This window comes from Paenibacillus glucanolyticus NBRC 15330 (genome assembly GCF_004000885.1).
GTDB classification, from domain to species: domain Bacteria; phylum Bacillota; class Bacilli; order Paenibacillales; family Paenibacillaceae; genus Paenibacillus_AQ; species Paenibacillus_AQ glucanolyticus.
Genome location: NZ_BIMC01000035.1, coordinates 1 through 18,821, shown reverse-complemented (window position 1 = coordinate 18,821; position 18,821 = coordinate 1). Strand labels below are relative to the sequence as shown.

General features: G+C 50.6%; 19 protein-coding genes. All 19 read right to left on the bottom strand.

Going from position 1 to position 18,821, the window contains the following annotated elements:
* Nucleotides 1-19: 19 nt before the first annotated feature.
* Complete coding sequence (gene hslO, locus PGL02S_RS27395) at nt 20-904, bottom strand: Hsp33 family molecular chaperone HslO (protein WP_036640957.1); 885 nt, start codon at nt 902-904, stop codon at nt 20-22.
* A gap of 52 nt (nt 905-956) precedes the next feature.
* Nucleotides 957-1,721, bottom strand: coding sequence for a type III pantothenate kinase (locus PGL02S_RS27390; RefSeq protein ID WP_006207446.1), 765 nt, complete (start codon nt 1,719-1,721; stop codon nt 957-959).
* On the bottom strand, nt 1,718-2,593 hold the full coding sequence (gene nadC, locus PGL02S_RS27385; protein ID WP_036640958.1) for a carboxylating nicotinate-nucleotide diphosphorylase: 876 nt from the start codon (nt 2,591-2,593) through the stop codon (nt 1,718-1,720). The genes PGL02S_RS27390 and nadC overlap by 4 nt, the downstream gene beginning before the upstream one ends.
* Nucleotides 2,583-4,199 (bottom strand): L-aspartate oxidase, encoded by a 1,617-nt coding sequence (gene nadB, locus PGL02S_RS27380; RefSeq protein ID WP_036640960.1) that lies wholly within the window; start codon nt 4,197-4,199, stop codon nt 2,583-2,585. The genes nadC and nadB overlap by 11 nt, the downstream gene beginning before the upstream one ends.
* A gap of 38 nt (nt 4,200-4,237) precedes the next feature.
* Entirely contained in the window at nt 4,238-5,176 is a 939-nt protein-coding gene (gene nadA, locus PGL02S_RS27375; RefSeq protein ID WP_006207443.1) for a quinolinate synthase NadA, read from the bottom strand.
* Nucleotides 5,177-5,406: 230 nt separating this feature from the next.
* On the bottom strand, nt 5,407-7,476 hold the full coding sequence (gene ftsH, locus PGL02S_RS27370) for an ATP-dependent zinc metalloprotease FtsH (RefSeq protein ID WP_006207442.1): 2,070 nt from the start codon (nt 7,474-7,476) through the stop codon (nt 5,407-5,409).
* Between the two features lie 99 nt (nt 7,477-7,575).
* Nucleotides 7,576-8,115, bottom strand: coding sequence for a hypoxanthine phosphoribosyltransferase (gene hpt, locus PGL02S_RS27365; RefSeq protein ID WP_006207441.1), 540 nt, complete (start codon nt 8,113-8,115; stop codon nt 7,576-7,578).
* Between the two features lie 68 nt (nt 8,116-8,183).
* Complete coding sequence (gene tilS / locus PGL02S_RS27360; protein ID WP_036640961.1) at nt 8,184-9,614, bottom strand: tRNA lysidine(34) synthetase TilS; 1,431 nt, start codon at nt 9,612-9,614, stop codon at nt 8,184-8,186.
* A 42-nt stretch (nt 9,615-9,656) separates the two neighbouring features.
* Complete coding sequence (locus PGL02S_RS27355) at nt 9,657-10,577, bottom strand: serine/threonine protein kinase (protein ID WP_036640963.1); 921 nt, start codon at nt 10,575-10,577, stop codon at nt 9,657-9,659.
* On the bottom strand, nt 10,561-11,301 hold the full coding sequence (locus PGL02S_RS27350) for a vWA domain-containing protein (RefSeq protein ID WP_006207437.1): 741 nt from the start codon (nt 11,299-11,301) through the stop codon (nt 10,561-10,563). The genes PGL02S_RS27355 and PGL02S_RS27350 overlap by 17 nt, the downstream gene beginning before the upstream one ends.
* A gap of 171 nt (nt 11,302-11,472) precedes the next feature.
* Nucleotides 11,473-13,983, bottom strand: coding sequence for a stage II sporulation protein E (gene spoIIE / locus PGL02S_RS27345; protein ID WP_006207436.1), 2,511 nt, complete (start codon nt 13,981-13,983; stop codon nt 11,473-11,475).
* Between the two features lie 344 nt (nt 13,984-14,327).
* On the bottom strand, nt 14,328-14,819 hold the full coding sequence (locus PGL02S_RS27340) for a S1 domain-containing RNA-binding protein (RefSeq protein WP_006207435.1): 492 nt from the start codon (nt 14,817-14,819) through the stop codon (nt 14,328-14,330).
* A gap of 114 nt (nt 14,820-14,933) precedes the next feature.
* Entirely contained in the window at nt 14,934-15,284 is a 351-nt protein-coding gene (locus PGL02S_RS27335) for an FtsB family cell division protein (RefSeq protein WP_006207434.1), read from the bottom strand.
* Between the two features lie 11 nt (nt 15,285-15,295).
* Nucleotides 15,296-15,865: a spore cortex biosynthesis protein YabQ gene (yabQ, locus tag PGL02S_RS27330; protein WP_006207433.1), complete on the bottom strand. Its 570-nt coding sequence runs from the start codon at nt 15,863-15,865 to the stop codon at nt 15,296-15,298.
* Nucleotides 15,862-16,143 carry a sporulation protein YabP gene (yabP, locus tag PGL02S_RS27325; protein WP_006207432.1) on the bottom strand — a complete coding sequence of 94 codons (282 nt, stop codon included), beginning with the start codon at nt 16,141-16,143 and terminating at the stop codon, nt 15,862-15,864. Before yabP ends, yabQ begins: the two co-directional genes overlap by 4 nt.
* Before the next feature lie 151 nt (nt 16,144-16,294).
* On the bottom strand, nt 16,295-16,573 hold the full coding sequence (locus tag PGL02S_RS27320; protein WP_006207431.1) for an RNA-binding S4 domain-containing protein: 279 nt from the start codon (nt 16,571-16,573) through the stop codon (nt 16,295-16,297).
* The gene (locus PGL02S_RS27315; RefSeq protein WP_036640966.1) at nt 16,573-16,845 is read right to left on the bottom strand and encodes an HU family DNA-binding protein; all 273 of its coding nucleotides are present in this window, start codon (nt 16,843-16,845) and stop codon (nt 16,573-16,575) included. Before PGL02S_RS27315 ends, PGL02S_RS27320 begins: the two co-directional genes overlap by 1 nt.
* 165 nt (nt 16,846-17,010) lie before the next feature.
* Complete coding sequence (gene yabN, locus PGL02S_RS27310; protein WP_006207429.1) at nt 17,011-18,525, bottom strand: bifunctional methyltransferase/pyrophosphohydrolase YabN; 1,515 nt, start codon at nt 18,523-18,525, stop codon at nt 17,011-17,013.
* A gap of 78 nt (nt 18,526-18,603) precedes the next feature.
* A partial coding sequence (locus PGL02S_RS27305) for a hypothetical protein (protein ID WP_174806181.1) occupies nt 18,604-18,821 on the bottom strand: 218 nt, incomplete at its 5' end.

Below are 18,821 nucleotides of genomic sequence, written 5' to 3'. Positions count from 1 at the left end.
ACGGTCGCTCATCCCAACGTTAAGATTTGGCCCGCTCTAGCACGGATCTTAGCTGTTCTTCATCGTAAGTATATTTCTCATTGCAAAAATGACAGGAAACCTCCGCCTTGCCATCCTCTTCAATCATCTGCTCAAGCTCTTCAAGTCCTAAGCTGATCAAAGCGCGCTCAACCCGCTCCTGGGAGCAGTCGCAGCTGAAGATCACTGGCGTTTCCTCCAGAATGGTCACATCCGGAACAACCCGCTTCAGGATATCCTCGAGCTCCAGTCCTTCTTCCAGCAGCTCGGTAATCGGTGGGATCTTGCTTAACGCAAGCTCCAGCTCCGTAATCTCCTCGTCGGTCACTCCAGGGAGGAGCTGAATGATGAAACCTCCGGCATTCGCCACGGTGTAATCCGGTGAAACCAGCACACCCAGACTTACCGCGGAATTGGTTTGCTCCGAAACGGCAAAATAATACGTAAAATCCTCGGCCAGCTCACCTGAAATGATCGGAACGCTGCCCCGATAAGGTTCCTTTAGGCCGAAATCCTTAATCACATCAATGTGGCCGGTGGTACCCACCGCTGCTGCAACGTCCATCTTGCCCGGACGAATGTTCGTCAGCTCGACATGCGGATTTTTGACATACCCGCGAACTTCTCCGTTGGCACTACTCTCGGCTGCAATCAGTCCGATCGGTCCATCGCCGCGTACTTGTATGCTAAGGCGTTCGTCTCCTTTCAGCATGGCTCCCATCATCGCTGCTGCTGACACGGTACGGCCCAAAGCGGCTGTGACGACAGGGAACGTATCATGTCTCCGGCGCAACTCTTCTACCAGTTCGGTTGTCCGAACGGCAAATGTCCGTACTTTTCCGTTTAGTGCAGTTCCCCGCAGCATACGGTCTTTTTGTTTATCCATCTTGAGGCCTCCTTGTCCTTCTTAGTTGTTATGTCCAACTGAAGTATAACGATTAATTCCGTTCATAAATAATGCGCAAGCCTTCAAGCGTTAAAAGCGGGGCAATCTCCTCAATGGATTCCGTCTCGCTTGCGATCAGCTCGGCCAATCCGCCGGTAGCAATAACCTTAACATTGTCCGTTCCCATCTCGGCTTTTATGCGTTTGACCAGACCATCGACCTGGCCTGCGTATCCATACACGATGCCGGCCTGCATGGCATGGACGGTGTTGCGTCCGATTACCTTTTTGGGCTTCTCGAGCTCGATGCGCGGAAGCTTGGAGGCACGCTGTACAAGGGCCTCCGTGGCAATCCCAATCCCGGGCACTATAGCACCGCCGAGGTAATTCCCATCCCGATCAATGCAGTCAAACGTCGTCGCCGTACCGAAATCCACTACAATCAGCGGCCCTCCGTACTGCTCGACGGCTGCCACAGCGTTGACGATTCGGTCAGCGCCCACCTCACGCGGATTTTCGTACCGCAGATTAAGCCCGGTTTTTATGCCCGGTCCCACGATAAGAGGGGCTTTGCCAATGTATTTATTACACATCTCCTCAACCACGCCTACAAGCGGAGGAACTACGGAAGACACAATAACCCCTTCTATTTGGCTTACCAATATATTCGACATTTGAAACAAATTGTGAATTAATACGCCGTATTCGTCCACGGTAGATTGACGCGCTGTACTGATCCGAAAATCATGCAGCAGCTTCTTGCCCTGGTATACCCCCAGCACAATATTGGTATTCCCTACATCTACAACCAGAATCAATCCACTGCTCCTCCTTTCTTCTCGTTAAGATCCAGGCTGATATCCAGGCTGTGAAAAGAATAAGTCAGCCGTCCAACGGAGATCACATCCACTCCGGTTTCGGCAATCCCGCGCACGGTCTCCAGCGTCACGTTTCCCGACGCCTCGACACGCACATGAGGGGACCTGGCCTTGATTCTCCGAACAGACTCCGCCATCATGTCATGACTCATGTTATCGAGCATGATGATATCAGCGCCTGCCTCCAAAGCTTCATCCACCTGCACAAAACTCTCAGTCTCAACTTCTATGGTCATTGTATGTGGAATATTAGCCCTTGCCCGGCTCACCGCTTGCGCGATTCCGCCTGCACCCTTAATATGATTATCCTTGATCATGACGGCATCGTACAAGCCGAATCGATGATTCGCACCGCCACCGACCCGAACCGCATATTTCTCCAGCATACGGTGCCCTGGTGTTGTTTTGCGAGTATCCACCAGTCGGGTCGGTAATCCCTCCAGCATGTCAACAAAAGAACGTGTTCGGGTTGCTATGCCGGACAGCCGCTGAAGCAAATTCAAAGCGAGCCGCTCCCCTGTCAAAATACGATGCGTGCTTCCCTCCACTTCAGCGAGAATGGTACCCTTCTCCACCATGTCACCGTCACGGACAAATGCCGTAAACGTCAGGGAAGGATCGACCGTTTCGAATACGAGTTCTGCGGCAGGCATGCCTGCAACAACTCCTGCCTCCTTGGCATGAATAACAGCCTTGGATTCGTGACCCGGCTCAATCGTGGTAAGGGTTGTAATATCCCCTGATCCAATATCCTCTTGCAGCCATGTCCGAATGCTCTGGAGAAGGCCATCATGGTATCCGTTAAACATCATCGCTCAATTCCTCCGTCATCTCTTGATCCCGAGTATGCACAATATGCTTCTGCCATACGCTGTCGTTCCGATCCGGGAAATCCTCACGGTAGTGGGCTCCCCGGCTTTCTTCGCGACCCAGCGCTCCCTGAACCACGAGCAGGGATGCGGTGAGCATGTTGGCAAACTCGTATTCCTCACGTTTCGAGAGCAGCGCTTGGAACAATGGCAGCTGACGGCCAAGCTCTTCTGCAGCTCTTAATAGGGTATCCCGATTGCGGCGAAGCCCTGCATATCGTACCATCACTTTTTGAAGTTTCAGGCGTTTTTCAACTATCGCTTGTGACGGGGCATCCTTACGTCCAAGCTGATATGATACATGAAGGGGCCCTTCTGATGGTTCAGGGAGCTTCTGAATACGTTCCACAATGCGACTGCCGTATACAACCGCTTCCGAAAGCGAGTTGCTTGCCAACCGGTTCGCTCCATGAACACCGGTAGACGAAACCTCTCCGCAAGCGAACAATCGCTTCACGCTGCTCTCTCCGTGCAAATTGGTCTTGATGCCCCCCATCATATAATGCGCAGCCGGGGAGACCGGAATCCAATCTGACGATAAATCAAGTCCATACTGCATGCATGTTTCATAAATCGTCGGGAACCGATGTTTGACCATCTCTGGTGACTCATGGGTAATGTCCAGATACACAAAGGTAGACCGCGTCGCTTCCATCTCGCTGACAATGGCCCGGGCAACAATATCCCGGGGGGCCAGCTCCAGCAAGTCATGGTACTTTGGCATGAACCGTTCCCCTTTGATATTACGAAGAACAGCGCCCTCGCCACGAACCGCCTCGGAGATCAGAAACCGTGGTGCACCCGGATAGCTAAGTGCCGTGGGATGGAACTGAATGAATTCCATATCCCTGATGTCCGCACCTGCCCGGTAAGCCATAGCAACACCGTCGGCTGTCGCAACCTCCGGGTTGGTTGTATACCTGTACAACTGGCCGGCGCCTCCTGAGCACATAATGGTCGCCCGCCCACGTACAAAAACCCGCCTGCCATCCGGCATCTGTACCAATGCACCGTGACATTCCCCTTGCTCCGTGACCAGATCAATGACAAAATGATCGTCCCATACTTCTATATTGTGAAGCATTTCAACCTGAATGGAAAGGGCACGCACAATTTCATATCCGGTAGCGTCCCCATTAGCATGAAGAATACGACGGTGACTGTGCGCACCTTCCTTGGTTAGCGCAAGCTCGCCATTCTCGACATCAAACATCGTCCCAAGACGAATCAGCTCCTGAACCCCAACCGGTCCCTCATTTACGAGGACATCCACCGCAGTAGATGAGCATAGTCCCGCCCCTGCCATCAGGGTATCCTGGCGATGGTAGACCGGAGAGTCATCTTCAGCTGTTACGGCAGCAATGCCGCCTTGAGCATAACGAGTGTTGCTCTCGAGCAGCGATTTCTTTGTAATCAGCAGCACCTTTTGAGTGGCACTTGCCATAATGGCCGTATATAAACCCGCAATGCCTGAACCGATGACGATGACATCCGTCTGGACGACCGGCAGATCGTTCAGTTCAAAATCAATCAAATACTGCGGTATCACGATGCCTCACCTGTCTTTTCACGAAAGAGTAGCGCATGCTACTTAACCTGTAACATGCGCTCTAATGAAGTTCTGGCTTTCTCTGCAACGACCGGAGGCACATAAATTTGCGGCTTCATCGTTTCCAGTGCTTTGACCAGCTTTTTGAGATTATTCACCTTCATATTGGGACAAACCAGGAATTTCGTGGCAAAATGGAACGATTTATCCGGGCTATCCAATCGAAGCTGATATCCTGTGCCATCCTCTGTACCTACAATAAACTCCTTGGCAGACGAATTTTTGCAATATTCCAGAATCGCAGTTGTGCTGCCTACAAAATCACCCATCGCAACGACCTCCGGACGGCATTCCGGATGCACCACAAACTCGGCACCAGGATGCTTGGCTCTCATCTCGACAACATCCTTAACGGTCAGCATATCATGCGTGTTGCAGTACCCTTCCCAGATGATCAGCTTCTTGTCGGTATGCTGCTGGACGTAGTGCCCTAAATTTTTATCAGGCACCCATATAATTTCATCTGAATCGACGGATTGAATCACCTTTACCGCATTGGATGAAGTACAGCAGATATCTGTTTCTGCTTTGATCTCAGCTGATGAATTGATATAAGTTACCACTTTTGCATTCGGGTGCTGCGCTTTCAACTTCCGCAAGCCGTCAACGTTCACCATATCCGCCATCGGACAACCGGCACGCTCATCAGGAATAAGAACGGTTTTGCCCGGTGCCAGGATTTTAGCGCTCTCACCCATAAAGTGCACACCGCAGAATACGATAACCTCAGCATCGGTTTGTGCTGCTTTCTGCGCAAGCAAGAAGGAATCCCCGCGGAAATCAGCGACCTCCTGTATTTCATCCCGTTGATAATAATGAGCCAAAATAATTGCGTTACGTTCCTTCTTCAATTGCATTAACCGCTCACGCAGTTCACGGTTTTGCTCTGCCTTACGCTCCAGTGCCAAAGCTTCCATGATCGACCCTCTCCCTTTATGTAGTCCGGCTGTAAACCGCTTGATGACCATGTGACTTCCAGGATGGTTTATACCTTTGTGAAAGGATGCGCATCCTTATTTAACAACTAATGTACACGTTCGTTCTGTGCCCTGTCAATGTGATAGAAAGCACAAAAAGAACCGGAAAACGAATTATCGTTCTCCGGTTCTTCGATTTTATTCGGTATTCGATGTTTTATCAGCGAATATTACGTTAACCTGCTGTTTCCGTTGTCCGATCCATCTGGAGGATCCTTACGGTCCGAATCTTTAGGCTCCGGCTGTTGATCATTCGAATCCATCGGGTTGTTCGGAATTTCTTCCGTGGAAATCGGCTGATCTCCGTCTTCTTTCCCTTGGATGCGAACTTTCACGTCACCAATGTTGTCGATGATCGGTTCGCCGCTCTCGGAAGAACCTTCACCTTCTCCATTGCCATTGCCTTCAGCTGATCCAGTCTCAATGAGATTCTTGATTTGCTCAAGCTCCAGTGTTTCCATCTCAAGAAGCGTATTCGCAATCAGGTGAACTTCTTTGGAATGCTTGGTCAGAATCTCTTTAGACTTCTCGTAACAATCGTTGATGAACCGCTGCATTTCTTGATCGATCTCATAAGCGATTTGATCACTATAGTTCTGCTCGTGTCCGATATCGCGTCCCAGGAACACCTGTCCTTGGGATGTACCGAACTGCATCGGTCCAAGCTTCTCACTCATACCGTACTCCACAACCATGCTGCGGATAATGCCGGTTGCCTGCTGGAAGTCACTGTATGCTCCGGTACCGATTTCGCCAATGAACAACTCCTCGGCTACACGACCACCAAGCAAACCGGATACACGATCAAGCAATTCCTGTTTCGTCACGAGCATCCGATCTTCCTTCGGCATCATAATGACGTATCCACCAGCACGACCACGAGGGATAATCGTTACCTTATGAACGGTATCCGCATGCTCGAGGAAGTAACCTACAATGGTGTGACCCGCCTCGTGATAAGCTACGATACGTTTCTCGCGGTCACTGATCACGCGGCTGCGCTTCTCCGTACCCACGATCACACGGTCGATCGCTTCATCCACTTCTCGCATGGAGATATCCTTACGATTGCGGCGTGCCGCAAGCAAGGCTGCCTCATTGAGGAGATTCTCCAGATCGGCACCCGTAAATCCTGTCGTACGTTTAGCGATGATGTCCAATTTAACATCCTTCGTCAACGGCTTGTTGCGTGCATGGACTTTCAGCACAGCTTCACGGCCCTTCACATCTGGACGATCTACTGTAATCTGACGGTCAAAACGTCCCGGACGAAGAAGCGCCGGGTCCAAAATATCCGGTCGGTTCGTTGCAGCAACAATGATAATGCCTTCGTTTGCTCCGAAACCATCCATCTCGACCAGCAATTGGTTGAGTGTTTGCTCACGCTCGTCATGTCCGCCGCCAAGACCGGCACCGCGCTGACGACCTACAGCATCAATCTCATCAATAAAGATAATACATGGAGCATTCTTCTTCGCATTCTCGAACAAGTCGCGCACCCGAGATGCGCCAACACCGACAAACATCTCAACAAAATCGGAACCGGAAATGCTGAAGAATGGCACTCCCGCTTCACCGGCAACAGCACGTGCCAGGAGTGTCTTACCGGTTCCCGGAGGACCGACAAGGAGAACACCCTTCGGAATGCGAGCGCCTACCGTGTTAAACTTGCGCGGATCTTTCAAGAAGTCAACAACCTCAATAAGTTCCTGCTTCTCTTCATCTGCTCCGGCTACATCTTCAAATGTAATCCGTTTCTTCTCTTCATTATATAAGCGGGCTTTGCTCTTACCAAAGTTCATCACTTTGCCGCCGCCGCCCTGAGCCTGATTAAACAGGAAGAAGAACAGAACAAACATAATGATGAGCGGAATAAAGGATGAAAGTAATGTCAGCCAAATGCTTTGGCCTTCCATTGGCACCACGGTCAGTTTGACTTTGTTGCTGTCACTGGCTGCAGTCAGCTCTTGCATAGCTGCATCCGTAGCAGGAATATAGGTTGAGAAATTCTCCGATTTTTTCTCTTCGGTAATCTCCCTATACTTACCGGTCACCAGATAAGCGTAACCGTCAAATTGCACCGTCATTTCCTCTATGTTGTTAGCTTTGACTTCCTGCCGCAGCTCGTTATAACTAGGGGCATCGGCTTGCTCGCCGCCATTGGTGACAAATTGAACTATGCCCACCACGACCAAAAATAGAATCAAATAAAAACCAGAATTCCGGATGAACCGACTCATCCCCTACCTCCTCTCAAGACACATAAGATATTTTACCACAGCCTGTCTGGCCATCTCAACAAAGGGCCCTAATCTGTGGCAGCAGCCCATTGGCGCGGTTTAACTGCTGTAGATTTCCGGCTTCAAAATCCCGATGTAGGGGAGGTTCCGGTAATGCTCGGCATAATCGAGTCCATATCCGACAACAAAAGCGTCGGGCAGTACAAACCCGGTATAATCAGCCTGCAAATCCACCGTACGGCGTGCCGGTTTGTCAAACAGGGTAACTACGCACACCGAATTTGCCTTGCGGCTCTTAAGCAGCTCAATCAAATGACTTAGCGTAAGGCCGCTGTCGATAATATCCTCCACAATCAGAACATCTCTTCCTTCAACGGACGCGTCCAAATCTTTAATGATTTTGACCACGCCAGAGGATTTCGTGGATGCCCCATAGCTGGAAACAGCCATGAAATCCAGCTCCAGAGGTACTGATATGGATTTAACCAAGTCGGCCATAAAAATAAACGCACCTTTAAGAACGCAAATTACTAGTGGATTGCGTCCCGCATATTCGGCGCTTAGCTTGGAACCGAGTTCCTTAATTTTTGCGTGAATCTCTTCTTCACTGATGAGTATTTCCTGAATGTCATTCTGCAACTTAAGTGGACCTCCTACGTTTATACTATGAAAGCGTGAAACGGGCCATTCTTCGTTTAACACTTGCCTTAAGCATCCGATAGCTCCATCCGGAGAATTCGTGATGTGTGCCGCCCGCAAGCGGCATGAACGGAACGTCGTACACCTGGAATCCACACGATGCTGCCGGAACTGTCACAAAGAATAGGAATCCGGGAACGGACAGACGGTGGAATTTTCTCATCAATGAGAATATCTTTCACCTTTTTGCTTCCGTTTAATCCCATGATCTTCATCTTGTCTCCCGGCTGTCTGTTACGTACGGTTAAAGGAAACTGCAGCTCATCCGCATCAAAATCCGCCACAAAGGGCGATGGTCTGGAGCCGCTCCGGCTTTCGCTTCCTGTCTTTAACGACAATTTCAGCATTTTTCCGATTTCCTTAACATACAGCTCTGAAACATCAGGAGAATCAAGAATGTATATGTACTGTCCCTGTTCTTCCGGAGGCTTAGGCCAGAACTGGACTTGGCCATACTCGCGAACACAGGTAATGCCGTCGCCCAGATCCAGACGCCAATTGCTTCGTTGATCGTTAAGAATCCCTTGGCGAACCGATTCAATCTTGACAAAATCGGTGTTTTCCTGATCTGAGGGCAGGTAATTTAATATTAGTTTAATCAAACGCCGTTGTAAAGCGACATGTAAGCCCAAAAAGGAAGGCGCGTCGAAAGCGAGCCTCCCATCGTTCTCCTGCACCATACTCCGAAATTGCTTCGCAGCTTCACGCTCCACAAAATCATCCTCCTGCTGGACAATTTCGGCCAGCTGATTGAGTGAGGAGGAGAACTGCCCATTGTATTGTTCCAGGAAAGGCAATACTTCCAGACGAATCGCGTTGCGGCGGTACTTCGTCTGCAGATTGCTGTCATCTACCGCATACTGGAAACCGCACACCCGGCACAGCTCCACGATATCCGCTTTGTACATACGAAGGAACGGACGGATAAGTTCCACTTTTTTTTCCGTGCGCTTAAATTTAATTCCGGCAAGCCCGGGAAGACCGCTTCCCCGCAGAAGCCTCATCAATACCGTCTCGGCCTGATCGTCGGCATGATGAGCAAGAGCCACTGAGCGTGCATTGTATTTCTGTGCAGTTTGCAGCAGAAATTCATAGCGCTTCTCTCTAGCTGCCTCCTGTCCTCCCTTGCCGCTCTCTTCCATATAAGCAGGAATATCAATGAACGCTGTCTCTAAGGGGAGCCCCAGCCGCTCCGCCAACTCACGCACCATCTCTGCCTCTTGATCCGATTCAGTTCGAAAGCCATGATGCACATGGGCGCAGATCAGCCTAAGCGGCGTATGGTTCAGCGAAATTTCGTGCAGCACGTGCAGAAGCGCAACGGAATCGGGGCCGCCGGAAACAGCGACCACGATGCCATCACCCTCCGACCACAGCTCAAACTCTGCGGCGGTTCGCTCCACGTTATGAACAAATGTCCGTAAATAATCCTGTTTCACTTGCAGATCCCCTTTATAACTCCCAGTGACAAGACGTATGCTTCATGAGCGGAAGAAGAAATAAACGGCACAGGCCATAATGACTAACGATAAGGCAAATGCGTTCCTCAGCCACCGAGGCGTACGCCCCGGAATAGGACGCGCGCTCTTGACTGTGCCTTCATACATCCGTTTCTTCCACTCGTTCAACGCTTCCCGTGAATCCGCGAAATTTCCGCATAACGCCTTATTCAGCCAGACAGCGTATGGCTTGAACACAGGGTTTCTTCGCAGTATCAGCTGCAGATCTGCAACACTGCGGGTCTGGGGAAGCTGGCAAGATGCCTCCCTTAAGGATTTCTCATCCAGCAGGCCGATACACATCACGGCAAACGAGAACAAATCATAGGATACGTCGCCGGTTCGGCTTCCGGCATTCCAGTATCCCCGATCATACCATTCTGTAAACTGTTTTACGCTGCGCCCAAAGGAGCTGACGCCTCCGTAATCGATCAGCTCCACTCTTCCGTATGCCGAGACCATTACATTATCCGGCTTCAAATCCCCGAATGCATAGCCTGATGCATGCAGAACAGACAACTTCTCAAGCAGCTTCAATCCAATCAGACTTACCCACTCGGTGCCGCGTTTGCGAATAAACCGATGCAGCGGGCTCCCCTCAATGTAACGCATGACATAGAAGGACACTTCATGGCTGCCATCATGATGATCGTCCGCCTCCACAAGATACGGGTCCGGCATCTGTTCTTTCAACGCATTCAGCACATTAATTTCGGATTGAAGATCCAGAGCGTCATGACCTACTTTCAGAGCATAACGCCCGCGTACTCCTGCCCGATGGACCAGATACACCTTGCCGTTAGCCCCTTTGCCGAGCATACGTTCCACGATGTACCGGCTGTTCCGCCATTTACCGGTAATTACGGTTCCTGGCGGGTAACCCGGGTTAGACAACGTAGTCACCGAGCATCCCTTCCTCTTGGCTGGAATCACCCTGCCATGATTGATTACCTTCTAGTGTACCATATCGGTAAAATTCAATCACCTTTAACAGGGCAGGTCCTGTCGGCGTAGCCCCTTTCATCTGAAGTCGGCTGAACATCCCCCTCGCACCATCCAGATCCGAGGTCCAATCCACGTCCATGACCACATCTTCGCCGCTATGCTTGCCCGGAAAATGGAATACGGACAGCTTGCTTGAGCCTAAGCGCGCTTTCAGGCTCAGCATCAAGTCACGTATTGCCTCTTCAACAGCAGCCAGTTTAGGCTTCATGCTGGCACTTGCATCAATTAACAGCGCTACTTGAAGGGATGACGTCTCAGCCAGCTCATCCACCACTTCAACGACTTGTGAACGCTTGTCTGGCGGAAGCTCCTCCAATGACCCGCTCCCTAAAATATGCTGTATCTCTTTATTTACCGCTTGTTGGATCGTCTGAACCACCGTTTTCCGAGTCATCATCTGCATCGTCTGTGCCAGCTGCGGTGTGCCTACGATCCGGTGAATGCCTCCTCCCGCTTTGGCAATCTCCTTAATCTCCAGTCCCCCAAGCTCACCGATCGTCCCGTAATCAAGAACCCCCACCACGTTTACGACAATTCCGTCCTGCAGCGCATGGGCTGCGGCCAGTACCGGACTGGCCCCTACATTTGAGCATCCATCTGTAATCAGTAGAATTTGTTTCATAATTAAATAATCGCCTCCGTCTCATCCATTCCTATCGATTTGACTTCTATCTCTATCATTTCCACATTCAAGAGAGTTCAAACAGACCAATAGGAAGAATAGGCGGAAAAAGATTCAGGTCTTCTTAGGTTCCTCCATTTCCCGGGTAATCACATATTTTACCTGAATCCGTCAGCTAACCGTTCGGGGCCGTTCCATCCGGGCAAATCCCGGCACATGCACATTGGACCACTCGGGATGAAAATGATCGACGCGTCCGACCACCACCGTCATATCATCATGAATCTGGTTCTGTTGATAACGAATGACTTTCTCTAACAAACAATCGGCAATTTCCTGCGGGTCTTCGCTGCTCACTTCCTGAATCAAGCGCTTCATCCACAGCTCCTTGTTAACGGCGTAACCAGGAGCATCATAGATTCCATCCGTCATCATAATCAGAACATCGCCTGCCTGAAGCTGTAATGATACCAGATCCACCTCGATATCCTGAATGATGCCAATCGGAAGATTGCTGGCCGATACCGGTATGACATCGCTGCCCCGTTTAATAAAGCTTGGGGTTGAGCCGATCTTCATGAACGTGGTCTGAGCGGTATATTGATCGATTAGAGCCATATCAACCGTGGCATAAATTTCGTCCGGCGAGCGCAGCATCAGAATCGAGTTAACCGATTTAATCGCAAGTTTCTCATCCATCCCCGATTGAAGCAGTTGCTCCAATATATTGAGTGCCGAGCTGCTCTCGAGCCGCGCCCTTTCCCCGTTACCCATCCCATCGCTAAGCGCTACCGCAAACGTACCGTTGCCCAACTCGACCGTACTGAAGCTATCACCCGATAAAATATCTCCTCCCTTGGCTGCCGCCGCTACCCCCGTCATAATTTCAAACGTCTTGGCTGAACCAAAACGCACAGTCGCCAAACCATCCCTCGGATGGGTCAAGGTCTCTTCCATCACAGCGATGTGCTCCCCGATAATGTCAGACAGCAGAGGTCCAATAATCTTCCTGCATTCGTCATACCCTCGGGTATATGCATGAATAATCTCAATCTCAACCTGTCCGGAATCCAAACTGATGATGTCGATGCCTTGAATCGATAACCCGAGCTGCTGCAACGCTTCTCTGATCTGCTCCTCCTGTATGTGCATCGTTTGGCTCTCCCGCTTGATCTCCCGGGCCAAGTCCTCCATCACCTGCGAAACCCCGGATAATTGTTCCGCTACCAGATGACGGCTATCGTATATTTGGCGTTTCCACTGCATATCATGTTGGTAGAGATGATACTGCTGCTTCAGTATGCCAAGCACTTCCTCCTTCTTGGCGCAGATCCGGCTCCATTCCGGCGGCAGATCCTTGGCTTCCAACTCCGGATTCTCCTCAATTGAGGTCATCATATCGGTCATATATTTATAAGTCTGGTAAAACTTCATATCCCAGCACTGATTCCGTTTATAGCATGTGGCACAGCTGCCTTCAGCCACGGCATTCATGAAATGGTTCATCTCCTCCGTTTGTCTGCCTGGAGGCTGCATGACCCCTGAGGTTTGTCCAAAACTTTGCGAGAGCTGGCGGAACACCTTGGAGAACTGCGTCACGCGATCCGCCGTAAGATCTCGAACCCGCTTCGCATATTCGTGCTGAGAACGAGTATGGTCCTGCGTACCCGGCACGTATTTGCCAATGGCCTGCATCACACTCTTCGGTGTGATCAGGAATAACACAATGGCAGCACAGGTTTCCCATGTCGATATCATCACTTCACCAGGATTGCTGAAATAAATGGAGAGAATGGTAGCTCCCAGCAGCATTCCCAGCGAAACACCGCCTTTCTTTCCTTCCTTCAGCATCCCGGCAAGCATCCCAGAAAATGCGAGCAGGCTCATTTGGGAGAATGCCGATATATTGGCAAGACTGAGGATTAATCCTGTCACTACGCCCACGGAGGCACCCAGCGGAGCTCCCCCCACTAGAGCAAACAGCAAAATCAGATACCGGGATAATACATGCTCCACCGACAGGGATTGGACTGTCCAGCCGACGGCCCCTGTCATGACCGACGCCAGCAGAATGATAATACATAGAATTTCCTCGTTTCGGAGGACATACGATTTTTTACGAAGCGTCAGCACCGGGATGGCCTGGATAAATACCAGCGTCAGAACAAAACTGAGCACGGCGTTCAGGGTAAGCATCATCATGGAGTACCAGGTAATGCTCGGTCCGATGAGGACACTGAAAAGGTTCACAAAGAAAGTGGAGACAAACACCATCAGCGGCGCATAAGACAGTTCCGCCCGTTCATAGGTCTCCAATCCCCGCATCATAAAATAAAAGATCAAGATCTCTGCCGGCACCATCCAAGCCACCGGAAAGGACGCAAATAAACTTCCTGCCACGATAGCCACGCCCACCGGGAGAAGATAATCGCGGCGCATAAAGGCAATGACTGCAAAATAAGCAACTGCAAACGGAGACAGCTCTCCCAGAATCATCGCTCGTCCAAGCAGGAAACCCATGAAGGTTAGCAAGATCATCCACTTCTTTGCGGCCAGGAAGTGGATGGGACGCTGCAGGAAAGACAGCTGCCCTAAACGTTCTGTTACACGGGCACGAATAGAACCCGCTCCCCCTTTAACTGCCTCAGTACCCGGAAACATCACCAGATTTCTTTTATCCATTACGCTGGCACCCCATTCTTCACGAATTTGTTGGTCCCATTATAAAACCCCCATTCAGGAAAGTTTGTCAGAACACCGGACAAGCCCCAAAGAAATTTCCGACAAAATCGCCGTGCCTTGCGAACGTTCGGGAAAAGAGCGTTCATCCTACGCGCCCAGCGGTGTTTCCACCGATCAAGCTTGAAACATCCAGGCAGATCATTTCCCGAATTGAGGCGGACATCCCGCGCGCATTTCCACGGGAGCGCCGTAAATTGCGTAGGAACCTGTCGTACCCTTGGATACAACGACAAAAAAACCGCAGAAGGCGATTTCCCTCTGCGGTCAGTTTATATTTTATCGAATTACATACGTTTGGCTCCGCGTCCGCCGCGTTTACCTTCCGTATTCTTCTTAAGCGAAGAGATTCGTTCTTCACTGTCTTTTAGGAAGCGTGACATTTTATCCTCGAATGAAGGCTTGTTGGCCGCAGGCTTAAACGGGCGTCCACCGCGTTCACGGTTGAATCCTCCACCACCGCCACCTCCGAATCGTTCTCCGCCGCCGCCTCCACTGCGTTCCGGTCTCGGTGCGCGGGGTGGACGACTTTCGGAAGCCGGCTTGTCGACGGCCTGCTTGATCGATAGACCGATCTTGCCGTCCTTGTCGACATTAATCACCTTCACGGTAACGACATCGTTGATCTTCAAATGATCGTTGACATCCTTAACGTAGTTGTCGGCGATCTCCGAGATGTGAACGAGACCCGTGACACCTCCTGACAGATCCACAAATGCTCCAAAATGCGTTATGCCTGTCACCTTGCCCTCTAACTTGGTGCCCACTTCAATTGCCATAGAATAAAATGATCCTCCCTTAAAAATATACAGTCGGATTTAAAAATCGCGCTGCGGTGATTTGATTATACGATAATGACCTAAACAAGGTCAACAGACGTCTGTCATGCCTAATTACGGCTTTTCGCCCGAATTTTGGGGCTGAATGATCGGTGTTTCATTTGGCAGATATAAACCAAATTTCTTACGGGCAATCTGCCCGATATATTCAGGGTCCTTCAATCGCTCCACTTCATGATGAATCTGGTTTAGCGATTGTTCAACGGACTTATAATCCCCTTGCTTCTGAGCTAGCGCTTCGTTCTGATTACGGATGCGGTCATTCTGGGACCAGAGCGTTGAACCTGCCCAGATCAAAAACAGCGCCATCATCGCCACAAACATTCTTTTACGCCGGCGGGCGCCTTTGTTCTTCGTCTTGGTTTGTTGGGGAGCCTGCTTCGACGGATCAGCAAATCTTCCCATGACCATACCTCCTAAAACCAGCGCTTCCACGCCTTAATAACCTTGTCCGCTAATTGCTTGCTCCATGCAGGTAACCTGACTCTGGATGTGATCGGTCTCAGCATCCATTTCAAGAGTCGCCAAAAAGGCATGAGGCATTTAAGTACCAAACGCAACAGCGACAGGAGAAACTTCCATAGAAACCTTAACAACCCTAAGCATAACATCAGGATTCCTTTAATCGGATTCCAAAGCAACATGCGGAACAACTTGTACAAAAAGGACAATATGCCTTTTGTCACTTGAATTAACATTACCACAAAACGCTGGGTTATGACACTCCATAATAAAAAATAGATCCAAACCCCTATAAATAGCCCTACAAACACGTAAAAACGCAGTTGGCCGTTATTGGTGAAGTACAACATGCGAAAAATGAAGAACGCTGCCGCAATCCAGTAAAGGAAGTCCAGGGTATGCTTGGACCATTTTGGGAAATGGAGCTGCCCGGCCAGCACCCGGTAGCTGTCGAAGGCGACTCCCATCGCTGCTCCGGAGAAGAGCATCCAGAGCAGCGTGATCCATTGTACGCTTGGGTTCATTTAAACAGCTTGCCGAGCAGGCTCTTATTCTTGGCCTGAGAACCGGGATTCAGGTAAATAAGTGAATGCACCTGACCTTCAATCGACAAAAGCCCCTCTTCCAGGCTGAGATTTTTAATATGTAAATTTTGCCCCCGAATGGTGAGATGCCCCAGCTCGGTCTGAAGCAGAAATTCTTCACTGTCAAAACTCTCCACATTTTGGACACCCGTTATGTCCAGCAGCTTCCGGTTCTGCATCCTCAGGTCATGAAACTTGCCCTTCCCTTGGTCGATCATGGCATGTACCCCTCCTTTTAACAATAGCTTATGGAAAGGTGCCTGTCTTTAGAACCCGGAAGCGCACTTCAGTGAAGATCATGGCATAAAAAACAGAAGCGTCCCCCTCACCCCATGTGAGAAGGACGCTTCATGTAACGGTTTAGGCTGCTTACCAGTCCAGACCGTGATCTTTAACGATCGGTTCTTCCTTGACCAAGGTATAGAGGCTGGTTGCCTCATCTTTACGGGTTGTCTCGGTAAGACGCTCGACCCGGACGGTCACGAGCTTCTGGCCAAACTGGACGGTGATCTCATCGCCCAATTTAACCGTGCTGCTCGGCTTCGCCTCACGGCCGTTGATCAGCACCCGGCCTTGATCCGATACATCTTTCGCTACGGTACGCCGCTTGATTAACCTCGATACTTTCAGGAATTTATCGACTCGCATTATTTTACAGCTTCTTTAAGTTTGTTGCCTGCTTTGAATGCAGGAACGTTCGATTCTGGAATTTCGATGGTGTTGCCTGTTTGCGGGTTACGGCCTGTGCGTCCAGCGCGTTTGCGAGTTTCGAAAGTACCGAAGCCGATCAATTGAACTTTATCACCATTAGCCAAAGCATCCGTGATTTCGCCAAGGAAGCCATTCAAGACGTTCTCAACGTCTTTTTTTGTCAATCCACTTTTACCGGAAATGTTGTTGATCAGATCTGTTTTGTTCATGAGTTAAATCCTCCCAATTATCAGAAAAATATAAGATTTACGGTTATTCGGTTAAACCGCCTTGCACACTGCAAGATTTCACCATAAATGATTATTCTGGATGCCTTGCGGAATTCCTGCCGCAAATCCCTATTTTTTTATTTTTTCGTGAAAAGTTGCCTTTTTTCACCCGTGGATCCCGCCGTTGTGTGACGATCCCGATTTGGCAGCCTGCCATAGGGCTTCCATCTCGTCCAAAGTACTTCCCTCAACGGATTTTCCCTGCAAAGCAAGTTGCTCCTCTATGTAGCTGAAGCGACTGACAAATTTCCGATTCGTTCTCGAAAGAGACTCTTCCGGGTCTGCTCCGATGAATCTTGCTGCATTGGAGACCGCGAACAGCAGATCGCCCAGCTCAAGTGCCGTATCCTCGGCTGACTGACCTTCGGCCACGGCCTGCCGCAGTTCACCAAGCTCCTCCTCAATCTTCTGGAACACACCTTCGATGTTATCCCAATCAAAGCCGACCTTGGATGCCTTCTTCTGAAGCTTGTACGCTTTCATCAATGCGGGAAGATCCCGCGGTATGCCGTCCAGTACAGAGGCTTTCTCCGGGGAGAGGCCTTTAAGGCGCTTCTCCTCGGCTTTCATCTGCTCCCAGTTCTGCAAGGCCGATTCCGCGTCTTTGGCGCTGCTCTCGCCAAAGACATGCGGATGACGGAAGATCAGCTTGTCATTCAGGGCTTGAATGACATCGTACACCGTAAAGGTACCGAGCTCCTCCTCCATCTGTGAATGCAGCATAATCTGCAGCAAGAGATCACCAAGCTCCTCCTGCATATGCTCAGGGTCATCCTCATCAATCGTCTCAAGCACCTCGTAGGTTTCCTCGATCAGATTTTTGCGGATGGACTCATGGGTCTGCTCACGGTCCCATGGGCAGCCTTCAGGACTGCGCAGAATGCCGACAATTTCATGAAGTCTGGCAAACGTCCTCTGCCGGAGCTGGCTGTCATCACTTCGAGGCACATAGACCAGCGACAGGTTCCCATAACCTTCGATACGATCCAGTTCGTAGAGCGGCACACGCTGAATCGCTTCCTCGCCTTCAACGCCCAGCGCATGGCCCACGATAACTGGGTAATCGTCCGGATACAGTTCCATCAGCGCCAGCTTGACTTCCGAAGCGGTAAACATGTCATACACCTGGCCGATCAGGGTATGCAGCTGCGGCTGAAGGACGCTTGCTTGAAGCTCAGCTGCATCGAGAAGCTGGAAGCCCTCAATGGGATCGAAACCAAGGCGAACAAAGGCCTCGTCCAGAAAGCTCTCACCGCCGAGCACCGTCAGGGTCACATTCTCTCCCGGGCAGCGCTCCCGCAACAACCGAACCGTGGCTTCCGCTACCATGGGATGTCCCGGCACCGCGTAGACAATCTCACGATTATCCTCAGCAGCTCTGGCCAGGTTGATCAGAGCGGATGCAATGGATTCGTACACCTCAGGAAAGGTGTCATGTGCTTCATACACATGGTCAAACGATTCCGGATTGACCTGGAATTCATTTAACGCAGCGATTACGGGATGAGATAATGTGCGCACATACACCTTCGATGCCCGCTGCATGGTTTTTATAATGCCTATAGTCAATCGATCAGGATTGCCAGAACCCAGGCCGACCACCGTAATGGATGCACTCATACGATACTTCCTTTCGCTCTTCGTCCGCCTTGTAGACGTCGTTATCGTACACTACTATATCACAGAAGATCAAACATCTCACGTTTGCCGTGCTTTTAGCGCAGCACACGCAAGGCCCGCAAGAAGGCTGCCAGCGGTCTTCCGACCTTCGGCAGCATCCGAAGCTCCTCCTCCGTGAGGAGCTTCGTGAGCGCGGCGCCGATGAGGAAGGCGCCGCCACCGGCCGCGACGCCGCTCAGGCTCCGGGCCGCGGAGGTAAGGCGGCCTGGGGCGAAGCCGGCCGCCGCCAAGATGCC

Bases quoted from the DNA above. Each gene is read 5' to 3' on its own strand.
- hslO (WP_036640957.1), bottom strand. From the start codon at position 904: ATGGATAAACAAAAAGACCGTATGCTGCGGGGAACTGCACTAAACGGA.
- nadC (WP_036640958.1), bottom strand. From the start codon at position 2,593: ATGATGTTTAACGGATACCATGATGGCCTTCTCCAGAGCATTCGGACA.
- nadA (WP_006207443.1), bottom strand. From the start codon at position 5,176: ATGGAAGCTTTGGCACTGGAGCGTAAGGCAGAGCAAAACCGTGAACTG.
- ftsH (WP_006207442.1), bottom strand. From the start codon at position 7,476: ATGAGTCGGTTCATCCGGAATTCTGGTTTTTATTTGATTCTATTTTTG.
- PGL02S_RS27350 (WP_006207437.1), bottom strand. From the start codon at position 11,301: ATGAAACAAATTCTACTGATTACAGATGGATGCTCAAATGTAGGGGCC.
- spoIIE (WP_006207436.1), bottom strand. From the start codon at position 13,983: ATGGATAAAAGAAATCTGGTGATGTTTCCGGGTACTGAGGCAGTTAAA.
- PGL02S_RS27340 (WP_006207435.1), bottom strand. From the start codon at position 14,819: ATGGCAATTGAAGTGGGCACCAAGTTAGAGGGCAAGGTGACAGGCATA.
- PGL02S_RS27335 (WP_006207434.1), bottom strand. From the start codon at position 15,284: ATGGGAAGATTTGCTGATCCGTCGAAGCAGGCTCCCCAACAAACCAAG.
- yabQ (WP_006207433.1), bottom strand. From the start codon at position 15,865: ATGAACCCAAGCGTACAATGGATCACGCTGCTCTGGATGCTCTTCTCC.
- yabP (WP_006207432.1), bottom strand. From the start codon at position 16,143: ATGATCGACCAAGGGAAGGGCAAGTTTCATGACCTGAGGATGCAGAAC.
- PGL02S_RS27320 (WP_006207431.1), bottom strand. From the start codon at position 16,573: ATGCGAGTCGATAAATTCCTGAAAGTATCGAGGTTAATCAAGCGGCGT.
- PGL02S_RS27315 (WP_036640966.1), bottom strand. From the start codon at position 16,845: ATGAACAAAACAGATCTGATCAACAACATTTCCGGTAAAAGTGGATTG.
- yabN (WP_006207429.1), bottom strand. From the start codon at position 18,525: ATGAGTGCATCCATTACGGTGGTCGGCCTGGGTTCTGGCAATCCTGAT.